Origin of the sequence: Paenibacillus sabuli, assembly GCF_014705605.1 — a bacterium.
Lineage (GTDB): Bacteria > Bacillota > Bacilli > Paenibacillales > Paenibacillaceae > Paenibacillus_D > Paenibacillus_D sabuli.
Genome location: NZ_JACXIZ010000028.1, coordinates 71,669 through 85,739, shown reverse-complemented (window position 1 = coordinate 85,739; position 14,071 = coordinate 71,669). Strand labels below are relative to the sequence as shown.

Here is a 14,071-nt window from a genome sequence, read left to right as displayed (position 1 = left end):
ATCAGTCCCGCGGCAGCAGCTTGCACATGCGGTATTCGCCAGGCATAGCCTTAAATCCGAGGCGATCCCGGTTAATCGCGAGCATCGGCGCGTTGTGCGAATCGTTATGGGTACGCAGGGTCCGTACGCCACAAGCACGCGCGTGGCGAATGCAATGCCGCTTCAGCGCCGTGGCAATGCCTCTGCCGCGATACGTGCGCAGCACGCCTGTAAATTCACAGTAGAGCTCTGAGGATTCCGGCTCAATCAGGACATGCGCCACTCCGACAGGGATGTCCCCGACGAGAGCAACGAAAAGATGCTCCGGCGCCGAACCGGCCATGCCGAGCACATGTATGCGCCACTCCGATAACGGGAGATAATCCCCGCTGAATCCCGGAATATCCAGCTGTGTGTCCCGATATACACCGTACACCGACGCTTCGCGACTGTCTTCGGGAAGTTTAGCATATGGCACAATTGTCCATTCCGGTGCCTGCGCAGCAGTCTCCGGCTCCAGCGCGCCTGCGGATCCAGAATCGCCGGCCAGTTGCAGCACCGATTCGTGCATATGTCGATCAATCTCAAACCCCTGACGCCCGGCAAACGAAAGGGCGGCGGGGTCATCCTCGCGAACGACGTAATTGAGCCGATGCGCCTTATGCTCACTCGCCCACCCTTCAAGCTGCGCATACAATGCGCCGCCGCAGCCTTGACCGCGTGCTTGCGGCAGCACCGCAAGCGTATGATTCAACTCCCCTGGCGCGGTCCAGGGCGCTCGCCACGCCAGACCGTAGCCAACGACATCTCCATCGGGATTTGCTGCGACGAGACGCAAGCGACCGTATCCGCACAGACGGCCTTGATTGTCATATTTGAAAGCGTTCTCTTTTGGGAGCTTGGCATCCTCCTCTTGCACATCCTCCCCCTTGACCGACTCGCGCAACACAACGCGTAGTATCGCTGCGACGCCTTCGTAATCGTCAGCGGCCATTGGACGAATAGCAATTGCTTCGTTGGACAAGTTTTGGTCCTCCTCGCTTTTTAGGTATGCCTCCTCCACACGCTGCACCGATTGATGCAAATTGACGCTTGTGTCCTTCGTCCCTTACGATAGGGGCAACGATTTTTTGAAGGAGGCCTGTATTTTTGGATCCGATGCTATTTCCGATTACGAGCATTATTGTGTTCGTCGTTTTGCTGCTCATCATGCTGAAGCCGCTTGCGCGCCGTACGTATATGGAACTGCTGGCCTTCGCTTTCCTGCTCGTGCTGGCCGGCGGCATCCTCATTTTTGCAAATCATGCGGAGGGAAGTGACTCCACAGGCGCATTCATGGGCTACAACCTGCTCTGGATCGGGCTGTACACCGGCGCGGCCGCGTTGTTCAAACGCTAGCCCGCGCCGGTCGGCCTTTCTCTTGCTCAGGCTGGCTGCTTGCAGTCGCCGGGGCGCGTCCGCCGAATGCAGTCGCCGCAACAGTCGCCACTCAGGACGCCGAGGAGACGCCCGCTCCTTGCTGCAGCTCGTACATCGCATAATACTTGCCGCCCAGCGCCATCAGCTCGGCGTGCGTGCCGCGCTCGACGATCCGGCCCCGGTCGAGCACGAGGATCTGGTCGGCGGCGCGGATCGTCGACAGACGGTGCGCAATCACGAACGTCGTACGGCCGCGCTTGAGCACGTCCAGCGCATCCTGGATGATCGCCTCCGTCTCGGTGTCGATGCTGGCCGTGGCCTCGTCGAGGATCAGGATCGCCGGATCGTAGGCGAGCGCCCGCGCGAACGAGATCAGCTGGCGCTGCCCCGCCGAGAGCGTGCCGCCCTTCTCTCCGACCGGCGCATCGATGCCGCCGGGCATCCGCATGAACATCTCGTAGGCGCCCACTTCGCGCAGCGCCCGCTCCACCCGCTCGCGGGAGATCGCCGGATTGTCCAGACTGACATTGGAGGCGATCGTCCCCGTGAACAGGAACGGATCCTGCAGCACGATGCCCATATGCTCGCGCAGCTGCTGCTTGGACAGCGCGCCGATGTCCACCCCGTCCACCGTGATGCGGCCGTGGCGAATGTCGTAGAAGCGAAACAGCAGGTTGAGGATCGAGCTCTTGCCCGAGCCCGTATGGCCGACGAGCGCCACCGTCTCGCCCGGCGCCGCATGCAGCGAGATGTCCCGCAGCACGTAGTCGTCCTGCTTGTACGCGAACGTCACGTCCTCGAACACCACCTCGCCCTTGTAGCGCGGCATACGCTCGTCATCGACATCGACGCCCGGCTCATCCATCAGCGTGAACACCCGCTCCGCCGAGACGCGCGCCGTCTCCAGATTGGCGAGCTGGCTGACGACGCCGACGATCGGCTGGAACATCCGGTTCATGTAGTCGACGAAGGCATACAGCAGCCCGATCGTGATCGCGTCGCCGAGCCGGTCGCCCCAGAATAGCCAGATCACCGCGAGGAAGATGAGATTGCGCACGACGTTGACCAGATTGTGCGAGGTCAGCGAATTGAGGCTGAGCAGCTTGTTCTGATTCGTGAAGTAGTGCGCATTGAGCGCTTCAAAGTCCTCGGTCGTCTCCTTCTCGCGGCGAAAGGCGCGGATAATCGTCATGCCCTGGATCGATTCGTTGATCATGCCGTTGATCTCGCTCAGCTTGGCGCGGATGATGCGATTGTAGCGAGCCGCGAAGCGGCGATACAGCACGACCCACACCCACAGGATCGGGATGAGAGGCAGCGCGATCAGCGCCAGCCGCGCATCCATCAGCAGCAGTGCGCCGTAGATGCCGATCATATAGATGAAGGCGGTGACGAAGTTCGCCAGCACCGATACGTACAGCTCGCGGATCGCCTCCGTATCGTTGGTGATGCGCGAGACGACCTGTCCTGCGGCGAGATTGTCGTAATACTGCACCGGCAAGCGCTGCGTATGGCCGAAGACGTCGTTGCGCAGCTGACGGACGATGCGATTCGCCGACGTCTGCAGCATGAGGCGCTGCCCGTAGGTGAAGACCGCCGCCACCACGAGCAGAGCGAGATAGATCAGCGCCAGCCGGATCAGGCCCGGCATCTCGGGCGCGTAGAAGCGATACGCCTCCTCCACGCCGAGCCGCGACACCTCGTACGTCGCGGTGAGCGCGCCTCCATCCGCGCTCACCGTCATTACACCGTTCTCCACCGTGCGCGCGCCGTCCTCGAATGCCAGCTCCCCGTCCAGCCAATACAGGCTGCGTCCGGCCTGCAGCACGCGCACCTCGCGGCCGCGCGGCTCGCCCGGGGCGAAGTGGTCGGCGCGCTTGTACCAGCCGCCATCGTACGCCACCGCGTACGGCTGCTCGTCCTCCACGGCGTACCAGGGCTTCTCGATGCCGAGAATGCCGTCGTCGATCATCTGCTTGGCGATGAACGGCCCGACCAGCTCCGCCGCGACGGCGAGCACGAGCAGGATCAGCGCAATCAGGATCGTTTTTTTGAATTGCAGGGCATAATTCAACAGGCGTCTGCCTGTCGCTACGTTGTTCATCGTGTTCACCTCGCTTGTTCACCGTCCTCGTCCAGCTGCGACTCGAGCTGTTGACGGTCGTATTGCTTCTTGTACCAGCCGCCCAGCTCCAGCAGCTCGGCGTGCGTGCCGCGCTCGACGATCGCGCCGTCCTCCAGCACGAGGATGAGATCGGCATGCTGGACCGCCGACAGCCGGTGCGTCGTGATCAGCGTCGTCTTGCCGGCGCGCGCCTCGCGGATGCCGTCCACGATCTGCGCCTCGGTCTTGGCGTCGACCGCCGAGAGCGCATCGTCGAGCAGCAGCACCTCCGGCTGCGCGATCAGGGCGCGGGCGATGCTCACCCGCTGCTTCTGCCCGCCGGAGAGCGCGACGCCGCGCTCGCCCACCATCGTCTCCAGGCCGTCCGGCAGCTGCGCGATGTCGCGCAGCAGCGCCGCTCGCCGCAGCGCCTCCTCCAGCTCGGCCTCGCTCGCCTCGGGGCGGCCGAAGCGGACATTGTCCCGCACCGACCGGGAGAACAGCACCGGCTGCTGCGGCACGTAGCCGATCCAGCCGAGCAGCCGCTCGAGCGGAATGTCGGCGAGCGGCACGCCGCCGATGGTCACGCTGCCGCTGCCGCCGGGATATTCCCGCAGCAGCTGGCGCAGCAGCGTCGTCTTGCCGCTGCCGGTGCGGCCGACGATGCCCAGCGTCTGACCGCGCTGCAGGGCGAAGGTCAGCGCGCGCAGATTGTCTGTCGCCGCGCTCGGATAGCGGAAGGTCCAGCGCTCGAAGGCGATGTCGCCCGGCTCGGCATCCTGCCGCGGGGCCGGCGCGTCGGTGATGTCGGGCTGCTCGCCGAGCGTCGCCAGCACGCGGTCGAGCGAGGCATTGCCGCGCTGCATGATATTGATCAGCTCGCCAATGGCGAACATCGGCCAGATCAGCATACCGAGGAACACATTGAAGGAGACGAGCTCGCCGAGCGTGATCTCGCCGCGGAACACCAGGTACGCGCCGAAGCCGAGCCCGATCAGGTAGCTCGCGCCGACGAGCACCTTGATCGTCGGCTCGAACAGCGCCTCGATCCGGGCGACGGCGATATTGCGGCCGTATACCTCGTCCGTGGTGGCGCGGAAGCGGGCCATGCTCGCGCGCTCCTGGACGAAGGCGCGGGTGACGCGCACGCCGGACACCTCCTCCAGCACCTGATCGTTGAGCCCGCCGAACGCCTGCTGCGCATCGGTGAAGCGCTCGTGGATCCGCTTGCCGTAGCGGCTGATCGCCAGCGCGATGAAGGGTAGCGGCAGCAGCGCCGCCAGCGTCAGCTTCCAGCTGATCGCCGCCGCCATCACGATCAGCAGCGTCACCATGAATAGCGTGGAGTCGACGAGCGTCAGGATGCCGAAGCCCGCCGTCTGCGCGATCGCGCTGAGATCGTTGGTCGAGCGGGCCATCAGATCGCCGGTACGGTTGCGTTCGTAGAACGTCGGCGTCATGCGAAGAAAGTGGCGCATCAGCCGCGAGCGCATCAGCCGCTCGAGTACGAACGCTCCGCCGAACAATTGATAATGCCAGACATACATGATCGCATAGCCGCCGATAATCAGCGCGCCCCAGAAGACCATCAGCTCCATGAAGCGCGACGGCGTAATCGTGCCTTGGTGGATGCCATCGATCATATGGCCGATCAGCCACGGCGGGATGATGTCGATGATGCCGGTCAGCAGGAGCAGTACGACCGCAATCGTGTACCGCTTCCACTGCATGGCGAAGTACCAGTTTAACTTTTTCAACACGACGAACATGCCAGTTTCACCTTCCTGTCTCTCTCTACTTCCATCTCTTGCGGACTGCCGCTCGGCCACGCCAAAAGGCGCACAGCCAGTAAGTCTGACCGTGCGCCTCTTTGGGGTCCCGCGAAGCCCGCCCTTCCTTCGAATGAAGAAAGACGCAGGTCGCGCAGGAATGCCTATAAATAAAGGCGCACGGCTACGTGAACCGTAACCGTACGCCCTTGAGAACCAAGCGAGATTGCAATCGCTAGCAGCGATGCATCAGAAAAGGGCAGATTACGTTCGGGGTGACTGGGTATGCGGCTGCGATGTAGTGCTGGGTATGCTGTCTCATCGAACGTAATCCTCCTTTCACTGAAATACTATTTGTCACTTTACCATTAACGGGAGTGGCTGTCAATGGCGGGTCTGGCATGATTTTGTGCTGGGCCGAATCCCGGGTGCCATGCGTGAATGGCTATTGCGACAAGAGATCGCGGCTCACCAGATGGCCGTAAGCCGATCTCTGCCGCTTGTTTACTCATCCTTCGACACGTACTCGTTGGGGAGCTCGCGCTCCCCCTTGGGGTTGTTGTTTTTGAACGGACTGAGCCGGCCGTTGCCAAGCTCGCCGCCGCGTACGCCGGATGTGCTCTGGCCGTTGTTGTCGCTGCGTCCGCGGCCGCCGTGCAGACGCTTGTCGTTGGATTTGCCCATGTGAAATGCGCCTCCTTGTATGGAATGTCGGCTTATTGTCGCACGCAGCAGCCATGCTTATACATCGTCAGGCCAAGGCTGCCCGTACCGACCGCCGTCATGCCGCCGGACCCCGCGCGCTGGGAGCTCCCAGGGGGCCCGACCTGCGCATCTCACGGCGCTCCCATTCCGTATGGCTTGTTCGGTGTGGCTTGTTCGACATGCGCGACCGCTCCCGCTACTGGATCGCCCGCACCATGCCGCCGTCCACCTGCAGCGTGGCGCCGGTAATGTACGACGCCCGATCGGAAGCGAGGAAGGCAATGGCTTCCGCGAATTCCGCCGGCTCACCGTAGCGGCCGAGCGGAATCGCCTGCAGGCTGCCGCGCTCGATCTCCTCCAGCGGCCGGTCCTGCGTCTTGGCCTGATGCGCGTCGAGCTCCTTGATCCGCTCGGTGGCAATCCGTCCGGGCGCGGCGTTGTTGACCCGAATGCCGTAGGGCGCGAGCTCGTCGGCCAGCGACTTTGCCAGCCCGACAATCGCGGCGCGATACGCATTGGAGAGAATCAGTCCGCCCAGCGGCTGCTTCACCGAGATCGAGACGACATTGACGATGCTGCCCCCGCCCTGCTTGAGATGCGGCAGCGCCTCGCGCACGAGACGCACCGCGCTCAGGAAATTGCGTTCGTGCGCCTGCTGCCAGTCTTCGTCGCGTAGTGCTTCGAAGCTGCCGGCCGGCGGCCCGCCCGCATTGTGCACGATGATGTCCAATCCGCCGTATGCCTCCGCCGTCTCCGCGACGACACGGCGCACGTCATCCGCTATGCGAATATCTCCGGTCAGCGCCAGCGGCCGCTGCCCCGTCGCCTCGGCGATGCGGTCCGCGGCCTGCGCAATTCGCGTCACCGAGCGGCTGAACATCGCCACGTGCGCGCCCCCGGCGGTCAGCCGCAGCGCCGTCGCATACCCCAGTCCCTGGCTCGCCGCGCTGACGAGTGCGATCTTGCCCTCCAGACCGTCGCCCGCAGCCACGCCTCCGAGTCCCGTGCTGTTCCTCTGTTGTGTCATTTGTTCATCGCTCCTTTTTCTCCCCTGTTGCTCTGTGCAGGAGAGCTTGGCCATTCCCGCAGCATTCACAGATCGTTAGCCATACTTGCTATATACGATGCTTACTCACGCGCAGTCAGACGCTGCATTTCGTCCTCGTATACCCCGGAGATGCGCCGCACGAAATCCTGCAGCAGAGCCAGCTCTTCCTCGTTGTATTGCGCACCCATGTGCTGGACTGCCGCTGCCAGCGGCGCATAGACCGCCTGAATGTCCGATTGGCGCGTATCGACCGGCACGATGATGACCCGGCGCCGGTCCGCGGTGTCGCGCTCCCGGCGCACGTAGCCGGCCGCTTCCAGCCGATCGACGAGCGCCGTCACCGTGCCGGTCGTGAGCCCGGTGATGCGGCTCAGCTCGCCCGCCGTGATCGGTCCGGTCTCATGCAGAATATCCGCCGTCTTGATGTCCGTGTGGATCAGACCGAGCGCATTGGCCGCGTGCTGCTGGAACAGCACGATCCGCGTGCTCAGCCGGCGCATCGCCTCCTGCAGCTCGGCGAGCGCGTCGCCGCCTCCCTGCTCGTCCCTTGACAACAGCCCCACCTCCCCATACAATCGATTTATCTTGAAGATCAAGGCGAAACGAGTCATGTCTATATTACGGACATGATTCGTTTCGTTCCGCGCAAGCTAGACAAGGAGCCGCATTTCCGCTCCTTTCTATGGTGGCAAGGCGAAATGTATGCGCGCTTCTTATTTGAGCGCGATACATTTCGTTCCGAGAAATCTGGCAAGTATAAAAAGTGAAACTTTTACCTGCTGGATTTCAAGGCGAAATGTATGCGCGCTTCTTATTTGAGCGCGATACATTTCGTTCCGAGAAATCTGGCAAGTATAAAAAGTGAGACTTTTACCTGCTGGATTTCAAGGCGAAATGTATACGCGCTCCTTATTTTGAGCGCGGTACATTTCGTTCCGAGAAATCTGGCAAGTATAAAAAGTGAGACTTTTACCTGCTGGATTTCAAGGCGAAACGTATACGCGCTTCTTGAACCTAACGGTTGCCACAGAGGCTAATCGACCTGAAAAGGCATCGATCAAATCGTAACGGTTGCCACAGGGCTTATTTCTGTGAAATCAATTGAAAAAACGCGATTGGGGGCAAATAAGCGCTGTAGCAACCGTTAGCCAGGAAATCGCCTGAAATGGATCGGAATAAGCACGCTGGCAACCGTTAGAGCCGAATAGAGTCCGTTAGGCCGCTCGCTAACTTTAGTATAGCAAAAGTACAAACCATCGCAAAGGAGTCCTCATTTGCATGAACGCCAAGGATAGCAATCTCAAATTGGTCGTCACCGGGCTGCTGCTCGGCATTTTGATGGCGGCCATGGACAACACGATCGTCGCCACGGCGATGGGCACCATCGTGTCCGACCTCGGACGCTACGATCTGTTCGTCTGGGTCACAGCGGCCTATATGGTGGCGGTGATGGCCGGCATGCCGATTTATGGCAAGCTCTCCGACATGTACGGGCGCAAGCGCTTCTTTTTGTTCGGGCTGATCGTCTTTCTCGTCGGCTCGGCGCTCTGCGGCATTGCCCAATCGATGGAGCAGCTTATTTTTTATCGCGTCATTCAGGGCATCGGCGGCGGCGCGCTGCTGCCGATCGCCTTCACGATCATCTTCGACATCTTCCCGCCCGAGCGCCGCGGCCGGATGACCGGACTACTCGGTGCCGTGTTCGGCGCATCGAGCGTATTCGGCCCGCTGCTCGGCGCGCTCATTACCGATTCGATCGGCTGGCACTGGGTCTTCTATATCAATGTCCCGATCGGCATCGTCTCCATCGTGCTGATCGCGCGCTGCTACAAGGAATCGCTCGCGCATACCAAGCAGCGCATCGACTGGGGCGGCGCCGTCACCCTCGTGCTGGCGATCGTGTGCCTGATGTTCGCACTGGAGCTCGGCGGCAAGACCTATGGCTGGGATTCGGTGCAGATCATCGGCCTGCTGGCCGGGTTCGTTGTCTTCTTCGCAGCTTTTTTCATGGTCGAGCGACGCGCAGCCGAACCTATCATTTCCTTCTGGATGTTCCGCCGCCGCTTATTTGCGACGGCGCAGCTGCTCGCCTTCTTTTATGGCGCGACCTTCATCATTCTGGCGGTGTTCATTCCGATCTTCGTGCAGGCGGTATACGGCGGCTCTGCGACCAACGCCGGATTGATCCTGACGCCGCTGATGCTCGGCTCGGTCGCCGGCAGCATGATCGGCGGCGTGTTCCAGACGCGCGTACCGTTCCGCACGCTGATGCTGATCTCGGTCGTGTGCTACTTCGCCGGCATGCTGCTGCTGGGCGGCATGTCGCCGGAGACGAGCCGCGCGCTGCTGACCGTGTATATGGTAATTGCCGGCTTCGGGATGGGCTTCTCGTTCTCGCTGCTGCCATCGGCGTCCCTGCACAAGCTCGAGCCGCGCTACCGCGGCTCCGCCAACTCGACCAACGCCTTCCTGCGCTCGCTCGGCATGACGCTGGGCGTCACGGTGTTCGGCACCATCCAGGGCAAGCTGTTCGCCGGCCGGCTCGAGAGCGCGCTCGGCGCTGCGGCAGGGGCCGGCGCCGATGCAGCGCCGCCGCTCGGCTCGCTCGATCCGCAGCAGCTGTTCCAGCCGGAGCAGCGCGCCGCGATTCCCGAGGCCGTGCTGGAGCGCGTCACCGCCGCGATGTCCTCCTCGATCACGGACATCTTCCTGTGGGCGCTCGTCCCGATTGGCCTGGCGGCAATCACGATCCTGTTCATGGGCGGCGACCGGGTGCAGACTTCGCAGGAGGAAGCCGCCGACCGGGCGGCCGACCGGAGGCCCGGCGAGGTCAAGACCGCCGGTACGAAATAGTGCAGCAGGCCGGAGACGCAGCGGTCTTGTCCCATTCGGGCCAAACCTTCTTTGACCGAGTGGCGGCCCGCGCCTAGATGCAATTTTATTGCGATGAGAGGAAGAAGCAAGGCCAGGTGGCAACGCCCACCTGGCCTTTTTGCGCTCCCAGCCGGACCGCCAGACTTAGGCTGCGGCCACTCCTGCTCTGATAGAGTGGTCGCCCGACCGCCGTCATGCCGCCGGACCCCGCGCGCTGGGAGCTGCGCTTTGTTTTTCCTGCTCAGCGCCTCCGCAATTGCGGCAGGCGAGACGATCCGCGCGCTCGTATTTGACGGACGCGTGATCGTGAACAATCGAATCCACGACGGCGGAGAAGAAGGCGCGCCGCTGTATGCAAACGGGCATGTGTACGTCCCGGTGCGCGAGCTGGCCCGGCAGATGGACGGTTATACCAGCTACGATCCGGGCAGCCGCACCGTCTACATCGACCAGCCCGCCAGCGGCCAGGCCAAAGCCAGCGTGCATGCCGCCGACCAGAACGAGTCGCTGAAGCTGCGCCTCTTCTCGGCACAATCGACGTACGCTATCGGCGAGCCGCTGCGGGTATGGGCCACGCTCGCGAATACAGGGGGCAGACGCTCGCCCTCCTGCACGGTTCGCCGCTGATCGCCTATACGCTGACCGACGCCGAGGGTCTGTCGAGCCGACTGTTGTCGGACTACGCGCTGTACCGCAGCGTGTATAAGCCGGGGGACGAGCTGTCCGCGCCGCTCGAGACGGCGGATCTGCTCCAGTACAACCTGGCCATTCGCGATTATTTGCTCGAGGCGGTCCGCCCCTCCACGCTGCCGCCGGGCACGTACACGGTGACCGCGACGGCCGATTACCGTCTGGAGGACGAGCGTCAGGAGGCCGCCGGTCCGGAAGAAGATGCGCGAGAGGCCGCTGGGCGTGCGACCGATCGGCATTCGGCCGCCGGGCGTGAGACAGCTGCAGCGCTGGAGGTCTCGCTCACCTTCACCGTGCGGTAGAGGCAGCGCTCGCCCCCTGCACACAGCGACTTGCCGCCACCTTGTGCCAAGCTTTAAGGAAGCCGTAGCAGCTCGGCCTTACTCGTCCTGGAGCAGCTCGCCGAGCATGCGGTCGGTGTGATTGAGGAATTGCTTGGTGATCACGTAGTGCTCGGTCTCCTCCCACGGCGTCTGGACGATGCCCTCCGGCGACAAGGTGTAGATCGCGGCATCCGGATAAGCCATCAAGATCGGCGAGTGCGTGGCGATGACGAATTGCGAATGGCGCCGCACCAGCTCGTGCACCTGCGAGAGCATCGCCATCTGCCGCAGCGGCGAGAGCGCCGCCTCCGGCTCGTCCAACAGGTACAGTCCGCGGCCGCCGAAGCGGTGCATGAACGTCGCAAAAAACGACTCGCCATGCGACATCTCGTGCAGCGACCGACCGCCGTACGCATTGCGAATCGGCGCCCCGAAGGACGGCTCCGCGTCCAATTCATCAATGCGGGTCGCGACATTGTAGTAGCTCTCCGCACGAAAAAAATACCCGTCCCGCGGCGTGCGAACGCCGCGGGCGAGCCGAAGATGGGCGTGCAGCTCGGAGTGCGTCGCCCGCGTGGCAAATTGCAGATTGCGGCCGCCGCCCTCCGGATTAAAGCCGCATGCCACCGCAAGCGCCTCCATCAACGTCGACTTGCCGATCCCGTTCTCACCGATTAGATACGTCACTTTCGGGTGAAAAGCGAGCCGCTCCAATTGGTGGAGGACCGGCAGGTCGAACGGGTATTCCGGCTGTGCCGGAAGGCCGCTGCGGTCCAGCTCCACCCATCGCAAAAAAGCTGTATTCATCTTAGTGCGCAACCACCTTATATCTCCGGACGGTCGGCTTGATGCCGGACAGCTCCTGATCGGGATAATTTTTCTCCAGCTCGTGCACCTTGCGGAATGCGTCGCTCTGCACCCATTTTACATAGGAACCTTCGTCCTGCCAAGTCATATGCACGGTCAGTTCGCCGGGATCGCGTTCATTCTGCAGCAGTTGGAACGAGACGAAGCCGTCGTAGGCGTCAACCATGCGCGAGCGTCCCTGATAGAGTCCAATGACCTCGTCTGCCTTCTCCTGAGGCACGTTCACCACCGATTGTACAATATACATCTGCATCCCCTCCTTTGTATCCACCCTGCACTTTTGGATTCCTGACTGCACTTCCGCCTTCGCATTTCACTTCCGATGCCGTTGCTGCACTTCTATCGCCGCATGACCTGTGTAGGACCATACGAGCCTTTCATCTCCCGATTACTGAGAATATACCCCATCGTGATCAATCTGAATAGTTTGGACGCGTGAAAGGCATAGCCAAACAGGCCCGCCGCGGCGAAGACGTTCACCCGTCTGCTCATGTGCCGTTCGTCCGCACACGAGCCGCTTGCGGCAAGGCCTGCATGTCCACTATACGGCATCCCGCTTGTCGAAGTCCCTCATTTCGTCTGGGTGAATGCGCAACATTTGTCGAAGCGCGACGATATGCCATTCATCCTTTGCAAGTAAGGTGTACCGGCTGTGTTCTAGCTATGTCCCGCTATATCCCCTCTGCGCCACTGTCGGGAACCCCCGCAGAGAGCGAAGCCGGTATACATCGCCGACGGGCGGGCCACAATGGGGCTATGAGGAGGAGATCACGATGAATGAATGGATTGGACTGGCCTTTACCCTGCTGCCTCAAGCTCTCGTCTGCGCAATCGTGCACGAAGCCATCCGCTTCCGGATGCAGCGTCAGCGCGAGCGGATCGAGGAGGACGAGCGAGAGCAGCCTTGACTCCCCCTTGCACGCCTTCACCCCTGCGCCCCTGTACCAGGCCCGCGAGATCGAGGCCGCCTCGTCACGATCAGTCAAGTCGCTTGCCTGTCGCCGGGCAGAAGGCCTCTTCTTCCAATGCTCGCTCGAAACCTTCCGACCGCTCAGCCTGTCCCGAAGCCGGGCAGCCGCCCTGCCGCTCGACCGTGTCCGAGATTGACTGCGCCTCGCCCGGACAATCGGCGCGTGCATACGCAGGAGCCTGATACGTAAAGGCCGGACGACGCTCGATGTCGGGATAAGAACGATGAAAAACATCTGTCGTCGCCGGCGACAAGGGCGGGACGAGCCACGACCAGCGCCCGGTGACCTCGCGCCCGCTGCGCTGCTCGCGCGCCTCGAAATGCGCGAACTGCCGCGCCGCCGTATGATGATCCACAATCGTCACGCCCGCCTCGCGAAAGCCATGGAGCACGGCCACATTAAGCTCCACGAGCGCGCGATCGCGCCATAGCGTCGTCTCCGAGTCCGTGCGCAAGCCCATCGCCCGAGCAATTTCGGGCAGCTTGTCGTAGCGCTGCCGGTCGGCCAGATTGCGCGCACCGATCTCGGTCCCCATGTACCAGCCGTTAAACGGCGCAGCCGGGTAAACGATGCCGCCGATCTCCAGCCGCATGTCGGCGATGATCGGCACCGCATACCAGCGCAAGCCAAGCTCGGAAATTGCCGGGATCTCGGGATGCACGAGCGGTACCTCGAGCACCGCATCCGCGGGCAGGGTGTACCAGCGCGGATGGCGGTCCGGCGCGGCCTGCAGCACGAGCGGCAGCACATCAAAATGACCGCCCTGGCCCTCCCAGCCGATCGCGGTGCAGATGCGCGTCAGCTCCGCGGAGGCAGGATCGCCACGGACTGTGCCATCCTCGCTCGCGTAGCCGGCGTAGCGGATCAATTGATGATTCCAGATGCGCGGCCCGCCGCCCGCTCGGTCCGCCGGCGCGAACACAGTAATGACGGGACGAATCGCTCCTTCTCCCGTAGCTTGACGCAGATGCGCGAAGCAAGCCTCGGCCATCGCGTCCTCTTCTGTGAGATGTCGCGCGTCGCGCACGACGAGCGATTCCCAAAAAAGCCTTCCGATGCAGCGATTGCTATTGCGCCAGGCCAGCTTGGCGCCGTAAGCGAGCTCTTCCGCTGTGTGCGTGTACGTGCCGCATGCCCGCGTCTCACGCTCGATCTCGGCAATGCGGAGGACCGCCTCCTCCTCCGAAAGGCCCATTTCATCATAGCTTTGCCTGATAAAGGCCCGCGCCTCCTCCAGCAACTGTGTTTCGATCATGCTCAGGACTCCCTGTCTTTGTCGTTCTTACTAGTATATCGAATTTGAAGCGTCGAGCATAACCTTC

At 62.3% G+C, this 14,071-nt stretch carries 14 protein-coding genes; 5 read left to right on the top strand and 9 right to left on the bottom strand.

All coding sequences use genetic code 11. The features are described 5' to 3' along the window. Position 1: 1 nt before the first annotated feature. Entirely contained in the window at positions 2-1,003 is a 1,002-nt protein-coding gene (locus IDH44_RS17025; RefSeq protein ID WP_190919699.1) for a GNAT family N-acetyltransferase, read from the bottom strand. A gap of 125 nt (positions 1,004-1,128) precedes the next feature. Between IDH44_RS17025 and IDH44_RS17020 the strand changes: the two genes are divergently transcribed. Beyond that, on the top strand, positions 1,129-1,377 hold the full coding sequence (locus IDH44_RS17020) for a hypothetical protein (RefSeq protein ID WP_190919697.1): 249 nt from the start codon (positions 1,129-1,131) through the stop codon (positions 1,375-1,377). 91 nt (positions 1,378-1,468) lie between these two features. Here the strand turns inward: IDH44_RS17020 and IDH44_RS17015 are convergent, their stop codons facing one another. The 5 genes from IDH44_RS17015 to IDH44_RS16995 form a co-directional block, all read right to left on the bottom strand. Then, positions 1,469-3,502, bottom strand: a complete 2,034-nt coding sequence (locus IDH44_RS17015) for an ABC transporter ATP-binding protein (RefSeq protein WP_190919695.1) — start codon at positions 3,500-3,502, stop codon at positions 1,469-1,471. A gap of 5 nt (positions 3,503-3,507) precedes the next feature. Next, positions 3,508-5,271 carry an ABC transporter ATP-binding protein gene (locus IDH44_RS17010; protein WP_190919693.1) on the bottom strand — a complete coding sequence of 588 codons (1,764 nt, stop codon included), beginning with the start codon at positions 5,269-5,271 and terminating at the stop codon, positions 3,508-3,510. A 504-nt stretch (positions 5,272-5,775) separates the two neighbouring features. Beyond that, entirely contained in the window at positions 5,776-5,955 is a 180-nt protein-coding gene (locus IDH44_RS17005; protein WP_190919691.1) for a hypothetical protein, read from the bottom strand. A 217-nt stretch (positions 5,956-6,172) separates the two neighbouring features. Beyond that, the gene (locus IDH44_RS17000; RefSeq protein ID WP_190919690.1) at positions 6,173-7,003 is read right to left on the bottom strand and encodes an SDR family oxidoreductase; all 831 of its coding nucleotides are present in this window, start codon (positions 7,001-7,003) and stop codon (positions 6,173-6,175) included. Between the two features lie 101 nt (positions 7,004-7,104). Next, positions 7,105-7,524 carry a MarR family winged helix-turn-helix transcriptional regulator gene (locus tag IDH44_RS16995; protein ID WP_190919804.1) on the bottom strand — a complete coding sequence of 140 codons (420 nt, stop codon included), beginning with the start codon at positions 7,522-7,524 and terminating at the stop codon, positions 7,105-7,107. A 778-nt stretch (positions 7,525-8,302) separates the two neighbouring features. Here IDH44_RS16995 and IDH44_RS16990 point away from each other — a divergent pair. The 3 genes from IDH44_RS16990 (at position 8,303) to IDH44_RS16980 (ending at position 10,890) form a co-directional block, all read left to right on the top strand. Next, a complete protein-coding gene (locus tag IDH44_RS16990) occupies positions 8,303-9,877 on the top strand; it encodes an MDR family MFS transporter (protein ID WP_190919688.1) in 1,575 nt (524 codons plus the stop codon). Positions 9,878-10,126: 249 nt separating this feature from the next. Further along, positions 10,127-10,525, top strand: coding sequence for a hypothetical protein (locus tag IDH44_RS16985; protein WP_190919686.1), 399 nt, complete (start codon positions 10,127-10,129; stop codon positions 10,523-10,525). Then, positions 10,465-10,890 (top strand): hypothetical protein, encoded by a 426-nt coding sequence (locus IDH44_RS16980; RefSeq protein ID WP_190919684.1) that lies wholly within the window; start codon positions 10,465-10,467, stop codon positions 10,888-10,890. The genes IDH44_RS16985 and IDH44_RS16980 overlap by 61 nt, the downstream gene beginning before the upstream one ends. Before the next feature lie 78 nt (positions 10,891-10,968). Here IDH44_RS16980 and IDH44_RS16975 read toward each other — a convergent pair whose 3' ends face one another. Beyond that, a complete protein-coding gene (locus IDH44_RS16975; protein ID WP_190919682.1) occupies positions 10,969-11,718 on the bottom strand; it encodes an AAA family ATPase in 750 nt (249 codons plus the stop codon). A 1-nt stretch (position 11,719) separates the two neighbouring features. Continuing rightward, the gene (locus IDH44_RS16970; protein ID WP_190919681.1) at positions 11,720-12,025 is read right to left on the bottom strand and encodes an antibiotic biosynthesis monooxygenase family protein; all 306 of its coding nucleotides are present in this window, start codon (positions 12,023-12,025) and stop codon (positions 11,720-11,722) included. Between the two features lie 526 nt (positions 12,026-12,551). On the opposite strand from IDH44_RS16970, the gene IDH44_RS27000 reads away from it, so the two are divergent. Next, the gene (locus tag IDH44_RS27000; protein WP_263364395.1) at positions 12,552-12,686 is read left to right on the top strand and encodes a hypothetical protein; all 135 of its coding nucleotides are present in this window, start codon (positions 12,552-12,554) and stop codon (positions 12,684-12,686) included. A gap of 70 nt (positions 12,687-12,756) precedes the next feature. Here IDH44_RS27000 and IDH44_RS16965 read toward each other — a convergent pair whose 3' ends face one another. After that, a complete protein-coding gene (locus IDH44_RS16965; protein WP_190919679.1) occupies positions 12,757-14,004 on the bottom strand; it encodes a nitric oxide synthase oxygenase in 1,248 nt (415 codons plus the stop codon). Positions 14,005-14,071 lie beyond the last annotated feature (67 nt).